Raw genomic sequence first — 19123 nt, 5'->3', positions numbered from 1 at the left:
CCGGGCGACCGGCACAAAAACGCCGCGGGGTGGGCCGGAAACCGGTCCACCCCGCGGCGTTGCCGCGCTGGCGTCAGCGCTTCTCGACCTCGTCCTGTGCCGGACGCTGGATCGGCACCGTGGGGTCGTCGGACCTCCAGTTGGTCGAGGCGGGCGGGATCTCGTCGCTGAGCGGCCCACCCTCCCGGTCGTCGTCGCGCACCGCCGGCTGGTCCACCCGGGTCGGCGCGGTGTCCACCCGGTGACGCGCCTCGGCCGCCGGCGCGGCCGCGCCCCGGCGGGCCACCAGCAGGCCACCGATCATCAGCAGCAGGCCGAGCACGGCCAGCCCGATGGGGGCGTACAGCCCGAGGATGGTGAGCTGGCTCCGGCTGTCCTTGGCCCGGTCGACCGACGCCGTGACGGTGGCGTCGTTGTAGCTGAAGTCCGCGTCCAGCAGGGTCACCGGGGAGCCGACGTCGGGCACCAGGGTCTTGCGCTGCACCTCGCGCACGTTCACGTACGACCCGGTGACCGGGTCGACCCAGACCGTCCGGGTGTTGCTGTAGGTGATCTTCCCCTGGGTCGCGCCGGGGGCGAGCGCCCCGAGCAGCAGCCCGACCCGGTCGGCGGCGAGGTTGAGCTCCTGGTCGGTGATCACCTGCTCGAACTTGTACGCCTCGAGACCCTTGACGTCCTCGGTCCCCTTGAACTCGGCCGGCCGCGCCTGCCGCAGGTCACGGTCGAAGATGTCGTAGTTCCGCTTCTCGGTGCCGAACGGGAACTTGTAGACCTGGCCGGCGAACGCCACCTTCTCCCGCGTCCCGGTGTCGTCGAGGAACTGGCCCTCCCAGTCGACCGCCGCTCCGGAGACCCGGTCCAGCGCCAGCTCGGCACCGTACGCGCTGACCAGCTCCTTGGTCTGGGTCCAGTCGACGGTCTGGCCGACCGTCCAGACCACCGTGTCGTCCTCGAGGTTGCCGGTGAGGCTGGCGGTCTGCTTCCGGTTCGGCGTGACCAGGACGGTGGACCGGAGGTCACCCTGGTTGATCTTGATCTGGCCGCTGCTGATCTGGAGGAAGGTCGCACCCTTCGCCTCGGCGACGGACGTCGAGGGTTCCAGATCGTAGGGCAGCTTGGTCATCGCGGGTTTGACGACGAACACCAATCCGGCGGCCAGCGCCAGGAGCAGTACGCCGCCACCGAACAGCACGGCACCTATGGCGCGGTGCTTCATGATTCCTCCCTGGAGGAGCTAGTTTCGCCGCTGTCGATCAGAGATGTGGCCGCGAGGTTACTACTTGGTCACATAGCAACGCGACCCCCGGTCAGTTCTGTTTTTTCGGCCGCAGCGGCCGGTTCCGCGCCGGTCCGCCGCAGGACGAGCAGGAAGTTCCACGCCGCGATCTCCCGGACCCCGGGCAGCCGGATGACCCACCGGCCCCACCACGGGTGGTAGCGGGGCAGGGCGTCCAGCACCTCGACCCCGTCGCAGCCCCGGGCCCAGCGCAGCGTGTCGCCGATCGAGGTGGGGAAGAGCGTCTCGCGGTAGCGGTTCTTCGGCGGCCGGCCCGTCTTGCGCTGGTAGCGGCGCCGGGCCCGGTCGCCGCCGAGGTAGTGCCAGGGCGCCGTCTCGTGGCCGCCCCACGGCGAGAGCCAGGGCGTGAACGACACGAAGAGGAGACCACCGGGGCGGGTGACCCGGACCATCTCGTCCAGCATGCGCTCGGGCGCCGAGACGTGTTCCAGCACGTTGGACGAGAAGGCCACGTCCACGCCGGCGGTGCGCACGGGCAGCGCGGTGCCGCTGCCGCGCAGCATGCCGGCGGACTCGCCGGCGGCAGAGAAGTCGCCGACGTCCGGGTCGAGCCCGACGTAGCAGGCCCCGGCCGCGCGGAAGGCGGCGGCGAAGTAACCCGGGCCGCCGCCGACGTCGAGCACGGTCCGCCCGGCGAGCGCCGTGTAACCGGCGACCTGGCGGACCGAGTCCTCGGCCAGCAGTCCGTAGAACCGGTCCGGATCGGTCTGCTCGACCAGGAACGCCCGGAACAGGGCCACCGAACGGCCCAGCGTGGCGAACCGCCGCCGGGCCGCCCGACCGGCCGCCCCCTCGTGTGCTGCGCTCATCGCGCCACCGTCCCGTTCTCGTCCTGGTCGCTCGGCGGATCGCCCGCCTGATCGTCGTGCCGCTCGTCGGCGGCGTCCGTCGGCCGGGCCGGGACGGCCGGCGGCGTGCCCGGCACCGGCACCACCGCCGCGACCACCGCGCCGATCGCGACGAGCATCGCCGCCTGCACCCACGTGCCGTACGTCCACTCCTGGCCGTGGCCCTGCAACCGCCCGGCCACCGCGACCGCCGTGGCGACGCTCAGCCCGCCGAGCACCACCACCGGCAGCGCCCGCACCGCGAACTGCCGCAGCAGCATGGCGGCCAGCACGATCGCCACCGGCAGCACCCCGCCCAACGCGGCGAGCAGCACGACCAGTACCACGCCGACCGTCCACGCCGGACCCTCCGCCGGTGTCCCGACGTCGGCGGTGACGCGCCGGCGGACCGGTACGGCGGCGAGCAGCAGCACCGCCAGCGCGGTCAGCGCACCGACGCCCAGCCCGGTCCGGTACGTGCGGTCCGGCGCGAAGGCGAGTCGCACCTCGGCGGCTTCCCCGGCCGGCAGCAGCCAGGCCTGTTGCCAACCGTCCACCCGGGTAGGCGTCAACGGCCGGCCGGCCACGGTGGCCGTCCACCCCGGGTTCGCGTTCTCCGGCACCACCAGCAGCGCCGCGGCACCCGCGGCGACCCGGACCCGACGGTCGGTCGGGTGCCAGTCGAGCACGGTCACCTCGCGGTTCCGGGGCGCGGCAGCGGCGGCGGCCGGCCGCAGCGTGGCGTCCTGCACGAGGAAGCCGGCCGACGGCGAGGTCGCCAGCCGGTGGCCGCCGGCCGGCAGGTCGACCGCCGCACCGGTGGCGCCGCAGACGGTCACCGGCACCGGCCGGCCGGCCAGCACGTCCCCGAGAGTGGTGCGCACCTCGGTGTCGTAGCGGTACCCGGCCAGCTCGACGGCGGGGCCGGTGCCGCACCGCTCGACCACGGGGGTGCCCCCGGCGAGCGGGCGGAGCAGGTCCGCCAGGGCCGGGATCGCCACCTCGGCGATGCCCGCGGTGGCGGTCCAGCCGTTGCCCCGCCGGTCGGCGATCCGCCCGGCCGTCTCACGCACCACGATCTCGATCCGGTCCGTCCGGACGGCCGGGAAGCGGACCGTGCCGTCCGGACCCACCGGCAGCTCCCGGCTCCGTCCCGGCGTGCGCACCTCCACCCGGGTGGGCGCCGAGCCGACCGGCGACTCGGCGGCGGCCAGGCGCAGCTCGCCGATCCTGCGCTGCCCGGACCAGCGCAACCGCAGGGTGGGGCTCAGGTCGCCGATGTCGGCCAGCCAGGCGGTACCCGGGTCGCCGTCCACCGCCGCGTACCCGGCCACCGCCGGATCACCGCTCAGGTAGGACGAGGCGGCGGCCGTCACCGGCACCTCGTCCAGCGTCAACTGCCCGCCGGGACGGGGCACGGCGGTGAGGGCGAGCCGGTAGCTGCCGGCGGCCGGGCTGCGGAAGAGCCGGTCGATGCCGCGCGGCTCCTCCCCGGCGCGGGCAAGGAAGCGGTCGCACCGGACGACCGAGCCGGCCGGCCGGGTGCCGCTGCCGCCGCCGGACCCGCTCGCCGCGTCCGAGCCGGGGTCGGCGGAGACCGGGTAGCAGGCCGGCCGGTCGACCGAGCTGCGGCTGAACGACCAGGACACCGGCCCGACGAAACCGTTCGGCAGGTCCGTCGGGGTGCGCAGCGCCCGCCGTGCGGTGGTGCCCGGGATGGTCAGTTCCCGGATGCCGACCCCGCCGTCGAGCCGCTGCCCCGCCACGGCCAGCACCGTCACCCGGACCCGACCGGTCGACCCGGGCAGCGTGTAGTACGAGTGCGCGCCGAGCGTCTGGGCCACCTCGTGCTCCACCGAGCCCCGGTCGGTGGTGATCCGGAACCGGGTCACCGGCCAGCCCACCCCGAGGTCGTCGACGAACGCCAGCGAGACCCGGTCGACCTCACGCGGGGTGTCCAGGTCCACCTGGAGCCACTGCCCGACCGGCCCGGCCAGCGGCGCCGAGTGCCAGGCGGTGGCGTACTCGCCGTCCACGGCGGCGAACGGCAGGTGCGACGGGTCCGCGGGCGCGAGGTTGTCCACGAAGCTGGTCGCGGTGGAGGCGGTGACCTCGCGTACGCCCTGGTAGGTGGCGACGGTCTGGTGCCGCCGGCCGGAGAACGGCAGTACGTCGAGGGCGACCCGGCCCTGCCGGCCGGCCTCGGTCGCGGTCAGCGTCTGGCTGAGGTTGTCCCGGACCCGGCCGATGTCGCGTTCCCGGCGGCGCAGCCCGTCGGTGACGATCCACTCCCCGCCCACGGCCGCGCCACCGTCGTCCCCGCCCGCCGGCCGGTCCCCGGCCAGCACCACCGGCCGGCCCCGCTCCACCAGCCCCTGCTCCAGCAGGGGCAGCAGCGATTCGGGGCCGCCGCTGACCGTCGGCACGTCCTCGGCGAGCACCGCCGAGGTGGCCGGCACCGGGCGTTGCACCTCGTACACCTCGACCGCCGGCAGCGGTCCGGCGCCGTCGTCCACCGGGCTGCCCGGCGTCGTCCCGAACGTGGTGGTGCGGCCGAAGGTGGCCACCCGCGCGATGCCCGGTGACCCGGCCAGCGCGCGGCGCAGCAGCCCCACCGGCGGCGCGTCCACCTGGGTGCGGTCGAGGTCGTTGCGGAGCAGCACGTGCCGGAAACCGGCGCGGGCCAGGAAGTCGGCCAGCCCGGCCGAACCCCGGCCGCCGGCAAGCACGCTCTCGACGGTGTCCATCATCCGGGTGTTGCCGGCCGAGCCGAGCGGAATCTGGTGCCGGACCGCCCAGGGCGCCCCGGCGAGGGCCTGGAGCGGCTCGTCGACCGTGCGTCCCCACTCGTACTGGCCGAAGCCGGAACCGGGCACCACCAGCGTGCGGGCCAGCGCGTCCCGGTCGGCGAGCCAGGTCGCCGCCGACCGCCAGTGCGGCGGCAGGTCCGACCAGCCCGGCCCCGGCCGCAGCTGACCCAGCCAGGCCGGCGCGGCCGCGCCCAGGACCAGCAGCAGCACCGGTACGAACACCAGCGGTCGCAGCCGGAGGCGGGGGCGGCGCCGGGCGGCGGCGGTGTGCAGGCGGGTGGCCACCGCGTCGACGCCGTGCGCGAAGCCGAGCATCAGCGGCAGCCGCAGCACCGGGTCCAGCTTGTGCACGTTGCGGAACGGGGCCAGCGGGCCGTCCAGCAGCTCCCGGACCGGGCCGGAGAGCGGGCTGTCCAGGCTGCCGACGTAGCCCATGGTCAGCAGGGTCAGCCCGGCCAGGAAGCCGAGCACCAGGAAGCGCCGCTCGGGCAGCAGGTTGCCGGCGAGTCCGGCCAGCCCGACGAGCGCCACCACCGCGGTGAGCGCCATCAGCACCGGGTTGTCGATCAGCAGCCAGCCCGCCGGCCACCACGGGTCGCCCTGGACGATGTACGCCACCCACTGGTTGGTGCCCCGGACGGCCTGGAAGAGCGAGGCGACAGCGGTGGTCGTGGTGGACGACTCGATGTAGTCCAGGAACGGCAGGCTGTACTCGCCGAGCAGCAGCAGCGGCACGATCCACCACAGGCAGACGCCGACGACGCAGAGGCACCACCAGCCGACCAGGCGCAGGTGCTCGCGGTCCCACCGGCGGGTGAGCAGCCAGACTCCGGGCAGCAGCAGCGCCAGCAGCACCACCGCCGCGTTGATCCCGCCCATGGCGAGCACGGCCAGCGCCGACAGCGCGGCGGCCCGGCGCGGCGAGCCGAGCCGGCGCACCAGCACCAGCGGCAGCAGCACCCAGGGCAGCATCGCCGCGGCGAGGGTCTCCGAGGAGAGCGCGCCGATCTCGGTGAGCATCCGCGGCGCCAGCGCGTAGCCGAGCGCGGCCGCGTACCGGGTCGGTTCGGTGCCGATCCGCAGCGCCCGGGCCACCTGGAGCAGCCCGTAGAACGCCGCGACCAGCACCAGTGCGGTCCACAACCGCTGGGTGATCCACGGCGGTACGTGCAGCAGCTGGCCCGCGGCGAAGAACGGGCCCATCGGGAAGAGATACCCGTACGCCTGGTTCTGCAGCTCGCCGGAGGTCGCCTCCGGGTTCCACAGGTGCAGCGCCCGGGCCATGAAGTGCAGCGGGTTCGCGGCCAGATCCAGCTTGGTGTCGAAGGTGACCTGGCCGGGCCGCTGGACGAAGGCGATCACGGTGAGCAGCACCAGGGACAGGACGGTGCCGGGCGCCGCACGCACCGGCCGGGGGAGCCGCGGCCGGATCATCGGCGGCACTCCGGGGGCAGGCAGCTGAGGTCGGCGAGCGCGGAGAAGAAGATCTGCCGGATGCCGCTGGGCTGCTCGGCGCGGAACACCCGTCCCCCGGTGGCGTCCGCGATGGCGGTCAGCTCGTCCGGGTCGACGTCCTTGCCGAGGCCGATGAAGACGATCGGCAGCGGGCGGCGAGGATCCTGCAACTTGGCCAGCTCGGCCAGGAACTTCGCCCGGCCGATGCTCTCCTCGTCCTCGTTCCGGCCGTCGGTCATCACCAGCACCAGGTTGATCCGGCCGGGCGTCCAGTGCCGCCGCGCCTCCCGGTACGCGGCCAGGGTGGTGTCGTACAGCCCGGTGCCGCCCTGCGGCTTCACCCGCACGGCGGCCAGCCGCTCGGCCAGCCGCTGCCGCTGGCCCCGCAGCGGCGCCACCGGCAGGATCTCGCGGTAGTCCCGGTCGCCGTCCACCTTCGTGGCGAAGACCCAGATCCCGAGTTCGCTGCTGTCCAGCAGCAGGCCGGAGCCCTCGCGGGCCGCCTTGACGGTGGCGCCGAGCCGGGTCTCGCCGGTGCCGGGCACCGGCGCGGCCATCGAGCCGGAGATGTCCAGGACGGTGAGGATCCGGGCGCTGCGCTGCACGCCGCTCCAGCCGGTGAGCAGCTCGGTGACCGTCTCCTCGGCGGGCAGCGGCACCGGCCGCCACTCCGCCACCCGCAGCCGGCCGTCGTCGGGCATGGCCGGCGGGAAGCCCGCCGCGGTCCGGAAGCCGAACCCGGTCAGCGCGTCGCGGGACTCGATCGTGAGCAGGTTGGCGAGGAAGTCCGCGGCGGCCTCCCGGACGTGGCCGCGCGCGGCGGGCAGCACCGCGTACGGCAGGTCGAGCGACGGCACGCCGACCTCGGGGTACGCGGCGACCAGCTTGTCCGCACCGGCCAGCGCGTTGTGCTCCAGCACCGCCTGCTCGGTGGCCGCGACCGCGTCCGTCCGGGCCGGCAGGCCGCCACCCGGCACGAGCCCGCCCCCGCCGTCGCCGGCCTCGTACGTCCGCCCGGCCAACCGCCGCAGCGTCGCCGCCACCGCCGCCGCCGGCTCCCGTTCGTCGGCGGCCAGCGCGCGGACACCCAGCAGCGCCGCCACGCCGGTCGGGTCGGCCGCCGGGTCCGGCACCGCCACCGAGGCGGACTGGGCCCGCGGGCCGATCAGGGACGCCCAGGTCAGCGGCTTCGCCGGCCAGCCCAACCGGCGCGCGGCCGGCTCGGCGACCGCCAGCACCACGGGCGTGCTCGCCACCGACGTGCCGGTCGCCGGCACCTCGAAGGCGCCGCCGGCCCGGGCCCGACGCAGCCAGAACGTGGACTCCGGCAACCACGCGTCGGCGACGTCGACGGCGTTGGCGAGTTCCCCGGCCACCGCGGCGGACTCCCGGGCCTCGACCACGATCGACACGCAGGGCTGCCCGCCGACGGTCGCCCGGGCGATCCGGTCCAGGGCCGGCGCGATCACCGGCGCGGCGGCCACCCGCAGCCGGACCCGCTCGGCGCACTCCGGCACCCCCCGGTCGGCCCGCACGTACGCGACCGCCGCCCAGCCCGCCAGGAGCAGTGCCAGCGCCGCGCTCAGCAGCACCACCGGCGGTCGGCTGGAGAGGTAGCGCACCGGCGCGTCGCGCAGCACCGCCGGTCACCTCCTCGTCACTCACCGGGCATCCGGTAACGGTTGAAATGTCGTCGCGGCGGCGGCCGCGCCACCGGGGCGCCGAACCACCACACGCAGTGGCGCTGCACACCCTGCCAAGGTTTTCCGTCGCCGGCAAACCCCCGAACGACGCGCTGTCATTGGATCTTCGCTGCCGTTGCTGCCCATTGCGCGAGCGGGGCGGGCCGCCCTAGGGTGGCGCGATCGTGCTCACTTACTCACCGGTAGGAGCAGCGTGGACAACTCCGGCACCCCCTCACGCCACGTCCTGTTCCTCAACTGGCGCGACACCACCAACCCGGAAGGCGGCGGCTCCGAGGTCTACATCGAGCGGATCGCCGCCGAACTGGTCGCCGCCGGCCACCGGGTGACCCTGCTCTGCGCCGCGCACGGCAACGCCGGTCCGAGCGGCACCACCGCCGACGGGGTACGGGTGCTGCGACGGGGCGGCCGGCACACGGTCTACGCCCGGGCGGCGCTGACCTACCTCGCCGGCCGGTTCGGCCTCGGCCCGCTCGGCCGGCGCGGTCTCGGCCGCCCCGACCTGGTCGTCGACGTCTGCAACGGGGTGCCGTTCTTCGCGCCGCTCTACGCCGGGCGGCCGGTCGTCGCGCTGGTGCACCACGTGCACCGCGAGCAGTGGCCGGTGGTGTTCGGTCCGTTGATGGCCCGGTTGGGCTGGTGGATCGAGTCGTGGCTGGCGGTGCGGCTCTACCGGCGCTGCCGCTACGTCACCGTCTCGGAGGCGAGCCGCGCCGAGCTCGCCGAGTTGGGGGTGGCCGCCGAGCGGATCGACGTGGTGCCCAACGGCACTCCGCCGGTGAACGGCCCACCGCTGCCCCGCACCCCCCACCCGTCACTGCTGGTGCTGGGCCGGCTGGTGCCGCACAAGCGGGTGGAGATCGCCCTACGGACCGTCGCCGAACTGGTCGGCGAGCTACCCGAGCTGGAGCTGGTGGTGGCCGGTCAGGGGTGGTGGGAGAAGCCGCTGCGGGAGCTGTGCGAATCGCTCGGCATCACCCGCCACGTCCGGTTCACCGGCTTCATCAGCGAGGAGGAGAAGCACGCCGTGCTCTCCTCCGCCTGGCTCGCGCTCACCCCCTCGCTGAAGGAGGGCTGGGGGCTGACCATCGTCGAGGCCGCGGCCTGCAGCACCCCGACGGTGGCCTTCCGCTACGCCGGCGGGGTCGCCGAGGCGATGGTCGACGACGAGACCGGCGTGCTCGTCGACGACGAGGCCGAGTTCACCGCCCAGGTGCGCGAGCTGCTCGGCGACGACGTGCGGCGCAAGGCGATGGGCGAGGCGGCGTTCACCCACGCCGCCCGCTTCACCTGGGAGGCGACCGGGGCACGCTTCGCACAGCTGGTGGCCCAGGTGACGAACCGGGCCGGCTGACCACGGCGACGGACGAGGGGCGCCCGCGTCAGGCGGGCGCCCCTCGTCCGTCGTGGTTCAGCGCGTGCCGTACAGCGAAGGCTCGGCGCCCTGCTCGCCACTGACGTTGCTGGTGACGGCCTCGTCGGCGGACGTGCTGAGCACGTTCGCCAGACCGACACTCCCGAGCAGGCCGAGCACGACCCCGAGCACCCCGACGGCGACGAACGCGGGCAGGTTCCTCATCCACCTTCTCCTTCCGCGGGACTCGCGTGCCGGGACGCTACCACGCGGTAGCCCCCGCGCGCAGCGGCCGAACAACCGATGCCGATCACCACCATTCCGGCCAGCAGATGGGCGATCCCGACCGGCCCGGGCCGAGCCGGCGGGGTCGGCGCCGACCAGGCGGGGTTCTCGTAGAGGGTCAGCTCCGGTCCGTCGTGGACGGCCCGGAGCCCGGCCAGCGCCGCCGGGGGCGGGGCCGGGCCGGCCGCCCGCTGGACCAGCACCCAGCGCGGACCGGCGGCGGAGAGCGGCGCACCGGTGGCCAGCAGGTTCCGCACCCGGGCGGCCCGCGGGTCCTCGCCGGCGACCGCCAGCCCGCCCACCCGCAGCGTGTCGTCGATCAGCACCGGCGCGTCCAGCTGGCGCGCGGCGGGATCGATCACCACCTGGCCGTGGTTCCACGCGTAGCGCTGGTACTCCTGGAACGGCAGCGAGATCACCTCGCCCGGCCGTTCCGCCACCAACCGGGCCACCGCGGCCCAGTCCGCCGGCCAGCTCACCGGGCGCAGCCGGCCCGCGGCACCGATCGCCAGGTCGGGCAGGAGCGCCACCGGCAGCAGCGCCGCGCCGGCCAGCAGCACCCGGCCGGTGGCCGGGCCGAAGCGGGCCGCCAGCCGGTCGGCGAGCCGCTCCGCGCCGAGCGCCCCGGCCACCGCCAGGGCGAGCGCGAAGGGCATCAGCAGCTTCTGGCCGTCCCGGACCAGGCCGGCGCCCGGGACGGCGGCGACCAGCCAGCCGAGCACGGCCGGCCCGCCGGGCAGCGCGCCGGCCGCCGCCATCAGCCAGGAACCGGCGGCGAGCAGGCCGAGACGGACCACGGCAGCCGGCGGCAGACGCCGGCGCAGCAGCGGCACGCCGTACCCGGCGACCGCCAACAGCAGCACGGTGACCAGCGGCACCACCGCCCCGGCCCGGCTGGCGGGGGTGGTCTGCGCGTTCCAGATGCCGCCGGTGCCGGCCAGCGCGACCAGCGGCCCGCCCCAGTTCTCGGCGCGGGCGGCGAACGCCGCCACCCCGGCCGGGTCGGAACGGCCGGTTCCCGCGCTGACCAGCCCGGCCACCAGCCACGGCGCGTTCAGCAGCACCGTCGCGCCCAGGGCGAGCGCCGCCGATCTGGCCGCTCGCGGATACCGGCCCGGCACCAGCACCGCGATCGCGACCAGGGCGAGCAGACCGCCGGTGGGGGTGATCGCGGAAGCCGCCGCGGCGAGCAGCAGCCGGGGCAGCGACCCCGGCCGCCCCGCGCGCACCCCGAGCGCCGCCCGGACCAGCCAGGGCAGCGCGGCGTACGCGACCAGCAGCCCCCACTGCCCGATGAGCAGCCGCTCGGCGAGGTACGGCGTCCAGGCGTACCCGAGCGCGGCCACCACCCGCACCCCGACCCGTTCGGTCGGCACCAAACGCGCGGCGCCCAGCGCCGCCAGGTACAGGATCGCCACCAGCACCAGCCGTTGCAGCAGCCAGCCCGGCACCAGCTGGCTGGCCAGCGCCACCACCGCGTCCTGCGGCACCGCCCGGGGCAGCGCCGAGGCCGGGGCGATCACCTCCCAGCCCAGCGGCTGCCGGGGCACGAAGACCATGTCGTAGCGGAGCACGTAGCCGGGGAGCGCCAGCGGTGCGAGCACCACCGCCGTGACGGCGGCGGCGACCGCGTGCGGCACCAGCCGTTCGCGCATCCGTCGACCTCACCACTGCCGGGCGCGACCACCCGCCGCGCTGGTGGCGACACTGTACGCGGACCACCGGAACCATCCGTTGACCTGATGGGGTCACCGGTCGCCGGTGTGGCAGTCTTCCCGCCATGGCATCGACCGGACCCGAGACGGATTCGACCCGCGACCAGGCCGGCGCCGGTGGGCTGGTCCGCACCGATCCGATCCGGTCCATCGGTGTCGCGATGATCGTGATCAGCGTGCTGTGGCGGGCGCAGATCGCCTCCCGCGGCTTCCTGGCCGCCGACGACTACGTGCTGATCACGCAGTCCACCGAGTCGGACCTCACCCCGGGCTTCCTGCTCACCCTCTACAACAACCACTTCATGCCCGGTGGCCGGCTGCTGACCTGGCTGGTCACCGACGCGGTCGGGCTCACCTACTGGCCGTACGTGCTGCTGATGGCGGCCGGTCAGGCGGTGCTCAGCGTGGCCTTCTACCGGCTGCTCCGGACGCTGCTGCGGCCCAGCCGGCTGCTGCTCGTCCCGCTGGGGATGTTCCTGTTCAGCCCGCTGACCCTGGAGGCCACCTCCTGGTGGGCGGTCGGGGCGAACATGCTGCCCATGCAGCTGGCCATGGTGCTCGCCGTCGGCGCCCAGCTCAAGTACGTACGCACCGGCCGGCTGCGGCACCTGGTGTCGCTGGTGCTGGCCGTCCTGCTCGGTCTGCTCTTCTTCGAGAAGGCGCTGCTGGTCGTACCGCTGGTCTTCCTGTTCACGGTCTGCTTCTTCACCGAGGGCGGGCCGGTCCGCGGGGTGCTGACCGCACTGCGCCGCTGGTGGCCGTCCTGGCTGGTGCTGACCGCGCTGGTCGGCGCGTTCGCCGGGGTCTACCTCGACCGGTCCGAGTCGTCGCTGCGGCAGCCGGAGTCGGTCGGGGAGGTGCTGTCGTTCCTCGTCCAGCTGTTCGGCTCCACCCTCGTACCGGGTCTGCTCGGCGGTCCGTGGGGCTGGCTGGGCGCGGGGGACGGGGCGCCGGTGGTCGCACCGCCCGAGCTGGGCCGTTGGATCGCCTGGACGGTCTTCGCCGGCCTGATCCTGCTGACCCTGCGGCGGGACCGGGGAGCCGGCCGGGCCTGGCTGCTGCTCGGCACATACCTGGTCCTCGTCGCCGCGCTGCTGGGCGCCACCCGCCTCGGCTCGGTCTTCAGCGGGGTCGCCGGCGGCGTGCCCCGCTACGTCAGCGACGTCGTGGTGGTCGCCGCGATCTGCGTCGGGGTCGCGCTCGTCGGGATCGCCCGCCCGGTTCCGGACCCGTCGCTCGCCGCTGGTCCGGGGGACGCCGCGCCGGAGCCGACCCCCGGACCGGAGGACTCCCACCCGGAGCCCGCCCGCGAGCCGGTCGCGGTCGCCGCACGCCGTTCGGTCGCGGCCTTCTCCGCGGGCGCCGGCGTCATCCACGCCGAGGCCCCGCCCGAGCCCGAGCAGACCCCGCCACCGGCCGAGCCGACCACCGGGCCAACGGCCGGGCCGGAATTCGGGGCCGGGCCGGTGCCCGGCCGGGAGCCCCAAACCGGCGCGAGGGCCGGAGCCGGCGGTGCGCACGCGCCGGCCGGACGCGACCCGGGGACCACCCCCGGCGCCCCGGGCCACGCGACGGGACAGCGGCCGGCGGCGCCCCCGCCGCCGGACTGGCTGGGGCCGGTGCCCGAGCGCTACCGCGAGGTGGTCACCGCCGGTCTCGCGCTGCTCCTGGTGGCGGCGATGTTCGGGACGGTCTGGACCACCTCCCGGTACAGCGACGAGTGGGCCCAGAAGTACGGCCGCTCCTACCTCGACACCGCCCGGATCGAGCTGGCCAGCGCCCCGCCCGGCACGGTCTTCTTCGACACCCCGGTCCCGAACGAGGTGGTGCCGGACCTGGCCTGGCCGTACAACCTCCAGTCGCGGTTCTTCGCCGCCGCCGGCACCCGGCCGGAATTCGTGCACGAGACGGAGAACGCCTCGGTGATGGACGGCCTCGGCCGGGTCCAGGTGGCGACCATCCACGGCAGCACCATCAAGCCCGGCCCGCAGGAGGGCTGCGGCTACCTGGTCGCGGCCGGCCAGACCGTGCGGATGCCGCTGGAACAACCACGCGACGACTGGTTCTGGATCGTGCGCATCGGCTACCTGAGTTCCGCCGACGGCACCGCCGTGCTGCGGCTCGGCCAGGGCAGCCACACGTTCCCGGTCAAGAAGGGGCTGAACCAACGGTTCTTCGAGATCAGCGGCGGAGGGGACGCGGTGGAGCTGACCGTGACCGGAACGGACCTGACGCTCTGCACCAACGAGATCGCGATCGGCAACCCGATGCCGAAGCCCGAGTGATCAGCGAGGGGCACCGGACGGCGGAGTCGCCGGCGACCGGCGGTGGCGACAGCCCCGGCCGGGACACCGGGGCGGTCCGGCTGGGCGCGGCGGGCGTCGCGGTCACCGCCGCGGCCATGCTCACCAACGCGCTGGCCTACCTGGTGCCGGTGCTCGGCGCCCGCCGGTTGACCGCCGGCGACCTGGGCGCGTTGGCCACCGTGCTGGCGCTCGGCGCCATCGCCGCGGTGCCCGGGTTCGGCCTGCAGATCGCAGTGGCGGCGCACCGGGCGCGGTGGGGAACCAGCGGCGCGGCGCGGCTGGGCCTGCGCACCGCCGCGGTCACCGCCGGGGTGACCCTCGCGGCAGCCCCGGTGCTCAGCGCGGCGCTGCGGCTGCCGGTGGCGCTGACCCTGCTGCTCGCGGCGAGCACGTTCGCCACCGTGCTGGCCGGTCGTTGGCTCGGCGAACTCCAGGGCGACCAACGCTTCCTGCGGCTCTCCGTGGCGATGTCCGCGCTCGCCGCCGGGCGGTACGGCGGGCTGGTCGTCGGGCTCGTCCTCGACCGGGGGCCGGTCGGCGCCCTGCTGTTCGGCACGCTCACCGGTTTCCTCGTCCTGCCGCTGCTGGCCCGCCTCGCCAGGCCGGGCACCGGTGCCGGGCCCGGCGCCCCGGCGGCCGGCCCGGCCCGGGATCCCGGCCTGACCGCCCGGCACGTGCTGACCGCGTGCGGCGCCACCCTGGCCATGCTCGTCATCTCGTACGCCGACCTGATCCTCGCCCGCCAACTGCTGCCTCCCGACGGCTCCGGCGGGTACGCGGTCGGCTCCGTGCTCACCAAGGGAGCGCTCTGGGCCCCCCAGGTGGTCACCCTGCTGGTGCTGCCCCGGCTGGCCCGCGGCGACCGACGCGCCCGGGCGCTGGCGCTCGCGGTCATCCTGGCCTGCGGGGCGGTGCTGGTGACCGCCGCCGCGGTCGCCGGCGAGCTGGCCTTCCACCTGGCCGGCGGCTCGGACTACCTGCACCTGGCCGGCGAGGCGCCGCTCTTCGCCGCCACCGGCGCCCTCTACGCCGTGGTGTTCATGCTGGTGAACGACCGGGTGGCGGCGGGCGGCCGGTGGCCGGCCGCGCCGCTCTGGGTGGCCACCGCGGGCCTGGCCGGAGTGGCTCTGCTGGTCGCGCCCCGCACGGTCGAGGGGGTGCTCACCACCGCGCTGGTCACCGCCGGCGGGACCGCGGTCGCGATGGCCTGGCTGGCGTTGCGGCCCGGACGCCGCTGACCGGCGGCTCAGTCGCCGGCGGCCAGCCAGGAACCGAGCAGGTGGTGGTCGATCGAGTCGGGCCGGCCGAGCGGCCGACCCGCGGCCGCCCGCGCCCGCAGCTCGTCCCGGGTGAACCAGCGCGCCTCCACCAGTTCCTCCCCGTCGACCCGCACCGCCTCGGAGGCGGCGGTGGCCCGGAAGCCGACCATCAGCCCGGCCGGGAAGGGCCACGCCTGCGACCCCTGGTACGCCAGGTCGGTCACCGTCACCCCGGCCTCCTCGGCCATCTCCCGCCGGACCGCGTCCTCCAGGCTCTCGCCCACCTCGACGAACCCGGCGAGCGTCGAGTACGCCCCCTCCGGCGCGCCGCGGTGCCGGGCCAGCAGGCAGCGGTCCGGGGTGCCGGGCGCCTCGACCAGCACGATGACCGCCGGTTCGATCCGGGGGAAGAGCAGCCGCCCGCAGCGGGGGCCGGCGCAGGAGCGGACGTGCCCACCGTCGCGGGGCGTGGTCCGCGCGCCGCAGCTGCCGCAGTGGCGCTGCTGCCGGTGCCAGTGCAGCAGGCCCCGCGCGTACGCCTGCGCGGACGCCTCGGCCGGGCCGAGCCGGCCCACCAGCGCCCGCACGTCGACCGCCGAGGCCGCCCCGGCCAGCCGGACCGCCTCCGCCTCGGGTTGGCCGGAGAGGTCGACGGCGAAGAGCGCGGCGGCACCGTCCAGGCCGAGGAAGACCGTCTCGTCGGCGGCGGCGAGCACCCCGGCGGCCCGCTCGGCGGTCAGCCGCACCGGCGCCTCGTCGGCCGCGACCAGGCTGCGGTCCCGCCACAGCGGCAGCACGCCGGTCTTCGGATCGGTCAGCAGGGCGGCGATCCGGTCCGGATCGGTGCGCAGCGACCCCGCCCGGTCCAGCCAGCCGCCGCCGTACGCCAGGACCACCTCGTCCGCCCGCATGCCCATACCGTGTCACGCCCGCCGTCGGGCCCGCGCACCGGGCGGGGGCCCGGCGACACGCCGGCGCGACACGCGGTGCCGGCGGACCCGGGGCGCAGACTCCCCACCGCCCGGCCGTTGGCTACCGTAGGTGTCTTCTGGGGGAACGCTCCCCGCGTGGCACGTCCCGATCGAGGTTGCTGTGACGCTGTACGGCGAGAAACTTCCACCTGCCGACGACCGGCCCACCGTCCAGGTCACCGCGGTCAGCTGGCCCGGTGACGAGCCGGCGGCCGGCGGCCCCGCGGGCGGGCCGCCACGGCGGCGCCGGATCCGGATGCTGCTCGCCGCCGGGGTCACCACCGCGGTGCTGGCCTCGGTGGCCGGCGTCGGCGCCTACGCGTACGCCGGTGACGTGCCGCGCGGCACCACGGTGCTCGGCGCGGAGCTGGGCGGCCGGAGCCGGGCGGACGCGGCCCGGGAGCTCCGCGCCGAACTGGACCGCCGCGCCGCCGAGTTCGCCGCGCCACTGCCGGTACGGGTGGGCGAGCGGACCGCCGAGCTCAACCCGGCCGACGTCGGCCTCGCGGTCGACGTGGACGCGACCGTGGCGGCGGCGGCCGAGGCCCGGGCGCACCCGGTCGACCGGCTGGTCGGCAACCGCACGGTCCCGCCGGTGGTCACGGTCGACGTGGCCCGGCTCGACGCCGCGCTCGACACGGTCGTCGGCGACCAGGGCCGGAAGATGACCATGCCGGCGATCACCTTCTCCGGCACCACGCCCAAGGCGGTCCACCCGAAGCCGAGCCTGGCGCTCGACCCGGAGCGCTCCGCCGAGGCGGTGCGCCAGGGGTGGCTGAGCGGGCAGCCGGTCACCGTCCCGCTGGTCGAGACGCACCCGGCGACCAGCGCCGAGGAGGTGGACCGGCTGGTCGCCGAGCTGGCGAAGCCGGCCGTGGCCGCGCCGGTGAAGATCACCACCGACAAGGGCTCGGTCACCATTCCGCCGAAGGCGATCGCGAAGAGCCTGCGGTTCACCGCCGACAAGGCCGGCACGCTGACCCCGCAGGTGGACGTGAAGCGGCTGCGCGCGGCGCTGGGGGACGACCTGGCGGCGATCGAGGCGCCGCCGAAGGACGCCCGGATGGCGATCTCCGGCGGCAAGCCGAAGGTGGTCGACAACGGTCGGCCCGGGCAGCAGCTGGACAGCGCGGCGCTCGCCCGGGACCTGCTCGCGGTCCTGCCGAAGACCGACGGCCGGGAGGTCACCGGCGAGCTGAAGCCGGCGCAGCCGGAGCTGACCGCGGAGAAGCTGGGCGGGCTGGGGATCAAGGAGAAGGTTTCCACGTTCACCACCCGGTTCACCGGCGGCCTCTCCTCGCCGCGGAGCCAGAACATCATCACCATCGCCAAGGACGTGGACGGCACCGTGGTGCTGCCCGGCGAGACCTTCTCGCTGAACGGCCACACCGGCGAGCGCGGCTACGCCCAGGGCTACCGGGACGCCCCGGTCATCCTGGACGGCAAGCTGGTGCCCGGCGTGGGCGGCGGCACCTCGCAGTTCACCACCACGCTGTTCAACGCCACGTACTACGCCGGCCTGGAGGACGTCGAGCACAAGCCGCACTCCTACTGGTTCAGCCGGTACCCGGCGGTCATCGAGTCGACGATCTTCTGGCCGGACCTGGACTTCAAGTTCCGCAACAACACCGAGCACGGCGTGCTGATCGACACGTCGTACACGTCCAGCTCGATCACCGTGTCGATCTGGAGCACGAAGATCTACGACAGCGTGCGGACCGAGTACAGCCCGCGCCGGAACATCACCAAGCCGAAGACCATCTACCTGGAGCCGGGCCCGTCGTGCATCCCGGCGAACGGCATCGACGGCTTCACCCAGGACGCGTACCGGGTCATCCGCAAGGACGGCAAGGTCGTCAAGCGGGAGAAGTTCACCTGGCGCTACGACGCGGAGCCCCGCTACATCTGCGGCACCGAACCGTCCTGACGCCCGCCGGGCGCACGCACGCAGATGCCCCGCCGGCTTCGCCCCGGCGGGGCATCCTTGTGTCGTACGCGCGCTCACGGCCGTGCCTGCGCCAGTCCTTGCCGTACGCCGTCCGCGTCCAGGTCCGCGCCGTAGACGGGGGTATCGGGCTGCTGGCGCCAGCTCTCGTCCAGCGATCCACCGTCGACCGGGTCGAAGCCCAGGGCGTCCACCAGGTCCATCACCATCCGCTTCGCCGCGGCGTCGTCGCCGGCCACCGGCAGCGCGATCCGGCCCGCCTCGCCCGCCGGCCGCCCGTACTCCATCAGGTGCTGCGCCATGATCGAGTTGAACGCCTTCACCACCCGGGCGTCGGTGAAGTGGTCGGCGGTCCACCGGCTGGACGTGACACTCCGGTCCAGCAGGTCCGGGATGTCGCCGTCCCGCTCGGGGTAGTAGTTGTCGGCGTCGACGACCACCTTGCCGGCGAAGGGTTCGGGCGGCAGGTCCGGTACGGCCTTCAGCGGCACCGCCACCACGACCAGGTCCGCGTCCCGGGCCGCCTGCTCGATGGTGCCGGCCGTCGCGCCGGTCTCCTGGGCCAGCTGGCTCAGGGTTTGCGGGCCGCGTGAGTTGGCCACCGTGACGTCGTGCCCGAGATCGCGAAGGCGGCGGGTGAGCGTCCCGCCGATGTGCCCGGATCCGATGATGCCGATCTTCATACCCGCTCCCCACGTCGACGGGGCTGGGCCCCGCCACGACGGTACGAGACGCGCCGCCCGGTGGGGGTGGATTCGGCGGATCACCCGGCGGGAGCGGATCCGGCGAGGTCGCCCGGTGGGAGTGGACCCCGCGAGATCGCCCGGTGGGAGTGGACCCCGCGAGATCGCCCGGTGGTTGGCCGCAGTGTTTGCTCGCGGTCAGGCTTGATCCCTACGCCGGGCACAGCTGCGGGCGGTCAGGCTTGGTGCCTACGCCGGGGCCCGGCGGGCCACACCCTCGTCGTGGTGGCGCTCCGTCCATACCCGGCGGTCAGCGTCGGCGCGGGCATCGCCCTGGCCTGTCATTGTCGGCGCTCGGGTCTCGGGGGTCCTGGTGGTTTCCAGGGGTGGAATGCATTCAGGGCCACCCCGTGCGGGGTGGCCCTGAATGGAAAGGTTGTCCGGCGGTGTCCTACTCTCCCACACCCTCCCGAGTGCAGTACCATCGGCGCTGGAGGGCTTAGCTTCCGGGTT

Annotated in this window: 12 protein-coding genes and 1 rRNA gene; 4 read left to right on the top strand and 9 right to left on the bottom strand. The window is 75.1% G+C overall.

What is annotated here, in order from left to right; all coding sequences use genetic code 11:
- Positions 1 to 73: 73 nt before the first annotated feature.
- The 4 genes from pgfA to AC1WTP_RS08490 all read right to left on the bottom strand — a co-directional run bounded on the left by pgfA (position 74) and on the right by AC1WTP_RS08490 (position 8029).
- Positions 74 to 1216: a cell envelope lipid trafficking protein PgfA gene (gene pgfA / locus AC1WTP_RS08505; protein ID WP_481648669.1), complete on the bottom strand. Its 1143-nt coding sequence runs from the start codon at positions 1214 to 1216 to the stop codon at positions 74 to 76.
- A gap of 68 nt (positions 1217 to 1284) precedes the next feature.
- A complete protein-coding gene (locus AC1WTP_RS08500; protein WP_481648668.1) occupies positions 1285 to 2106 on the bottom strand; it encodes a class I SAM-dependent methyltransferase in 822 nt (273 codons plus the stop codon).
- Positions 2103 to 6368, bottom strand: a complete 4266-nt coding sequence (locus AC1WTP_RS08495) for an alpha-(1->3)-arabinofuranosyltransferase domain-containing protein (protein ID WP_481648667.1) — start codon at positions 6366 to 6368, stop codon at positions 2103 to 2105. Before AC1WTP_RS08495 ends, AC1WTP_RS08500 begins: the two co-directional genes overlap by 4 nt.
- Positions 6365 to 8029, bottom strand: a complete 1665-nt coding sequence (locus AC1WTP_RS08490) for a substrate-binding domain-containing protein (RefSeq protein WP_481648666.1) — start codon at positions 8027 to 8029, stop codon at positions 6365 to 6367. The genes AC1WTP_RS08495 and AC1WTP_RS08490 overlap by 4 nt, the downstream gene beginning before the upstream one ends.
- 256 nt (positions 8030 to 8285) lie before the next feature.
- Between AC1WTP_RS08490 and AC1WTP_RS08485 the strand changes: the two genes are divergently transcribed.
- The gene (locus tag AC1WTP_RS08485; protein WP_481648665.1) at positions 8286 to 9446 is read left to right on the top strand and encodes a glycosyltransferase family 4 protein; all 1161 of its coding nucleotides are present in this window, start codon (positions 8286 to 8288) and stop codon (positions 9444 to 9446) included.
- 57 nt (positions 9447 to 9503) lie between these two features.
- Here the strand turns inward: AC1WTP_RS08485 and AC1WTP_RS08480 are convergent, their stop codons facing one another.
- Both AC1WTP_RS08480 and AC1WTP_RS08475 read right to left on the bottom strand, forming a co-directional pair.
- On the bottom strand, positions 9504 to 9671 hold the full coding sequence (locus tag AC1WTP_RS08480) for a hypothetical protein (protein WP_481648664.1): 168 nt from the start codon (positions 9669 to 9671) through the stop codon (positions 9504 to 9506).
- Entirely contained in the window at positions 9668 to 11386 is a 1719-nt protein-coding gene (locus AC1WTP_RS08475; protein ID WP_481648663.1) for an MmpA family trehalose lipid delivery protein, read from the bottom strand. Before AC1WTP_RS08475 ends, AC1WTP_RS08480 begins: the two co-directional genes overlap by 4 nt.
- 125 nt (positions 11387 to 11511) lie before the next feature.
- On the opposite strand from AC1WTP_RS08475, the gene AC1WTP_RS08470 reads away from it, so the two are divergent.
- Together AC1WTP_RS08470 and AC1WTP_RS08465 are read left to right on the top strand one after the other, a co-directional pair.
- Positions 11512 to 13731: a hypothetical protein gene (locus AC1WTP_RS08470; RefSeq protein WP_481648662.1), complete on the top strand. Its 2220-nt coding sequence runs from the start codon at positions 11512 to 11514 to the stop codon at positions 13729 to 13731.
- Positions 13728 to 14990, top strand: coding sequence for an MATE family efflux transporter (locus AC1WTP_RS08465; RefSeq protein WP_481648661.1), 1263 nt, complete (start codon positions 13728 to 13730; stop codon positions 14988 to 14990). Before AC1WTP_RS08470 ends, AC1WTP_RS08465 begins: the two co-directional genes overlap by 4 nt.
- 8 nt (positions 14991 to 14998) lie before the next feature.
- Here the strand turns inward: AC1WTP_RS08465 and nudC are convergent, their stop codons facing one another.
- Entirely contained in the window at positions 14999 to 15922 is a 924-nt protein-coding gene (gene nudC, locus AC1WTP_RS08460; protein ID WP_481648660.1) for an NAD(+) diphosphatase, read from the bottom strand.
- 181 nt (positions 15923 to 16103) lie between these two features.
- On the opposite strand from nudC, the gene AC1WTP_RS08455 reads away from it, so the two are divergent.
- Complete coding sequence (locus AC1WTP_RS08455; RefSeq protein WP_481648659.1) at positions 16104 to 17909, top strand: VanW family protein; 1806 nt, start codon at positions 16104 to 16106, stop codon at positions 17907 to 17909.
- Positions 17910 to 17983: 74 nt separating this feature from the next.
- Here AC1WTP_RS08455 and AC1WTP_RS08450 read toward each other — a convergent pair whose 3' ends face one another.
- A complete protein-coding gene (locus tag AC1WTP_RS08450) occupies positions 17984 to 18694 on the bottom strand; it encodes an NADPH-dependent F420 reductase (RefSeq protein WP_481648658.1) in 711 nt (236 codons plus the stop codon).
- Between the two features lie 354 nt (positions 18695 to 19048).
- Positions 19049 to 19123 (bottom strand): 5S ribosomal RNA (rrf, locus tag AC1WTP_RS08445); the annotation flags it as partial.

It is taken from the genome of Micromonospora sp. R311 (assembly GCF_056780015.1).
Note: the sequence above shows the minus strand (reverse complement) of the source record. Positions and strands in the feature narration are given on the sequence as shown.

Bases quoted from the DNA above. Each gene is read 5' to 3' on its own strand.
- pgfA (WP_481648669.1), bottom strand. From the start codon at position 1,216: ATGAAGCACCGCGCCATAGGTGCCGTGCTGTTCGGTGGCGGCGTACTG.
- AC1WTP_RS08500 (WP_481648668.1), bottom strand. From the start codon at position 2,106: ATGAGCGCAGCACACGAGGGGGCGGCCGGTCGGGCGGCCCGGCGGCGG.
- AC1WTP_RS08495 (WP_481648667.1), bottom strand. From the start codon at position 6,368: ATGATCCGGCCGCGGCTCCCCCGGCCGGTGCGTGCGGCGCCCGGCACC.
- AC1WTP_RS08480 (WP_481648664.1), bottom strand. From the start codon at position 9,671: ATGAGGAACCTGCCCGCGTTCGTCGCCGTCGGGGTGCTCGGGGTCGTG.
- AC1WTP_RS08475 (WP_481648663.1), bottom strand. From the start codon at position 11,386: ATGCGCGAACGGCTGGTGCCGCACGCGGTCGCCGCCGCCGTCACGGCG.
- AC1WTP_RS08470 (WP_481648662.1), top strand. From the start codon at position 11,512: ATGGCATCGACCGGACCCGAGACGGATTCGACCCGCGACCAGGCCGGC.
- nudC (WP_481648660.1), bottom strand. From the start codon at position 15,922: ATGCGGGCGGACGAGGTGGTCCTGGCGTACGGCGGCGGCTGGCTGGAC.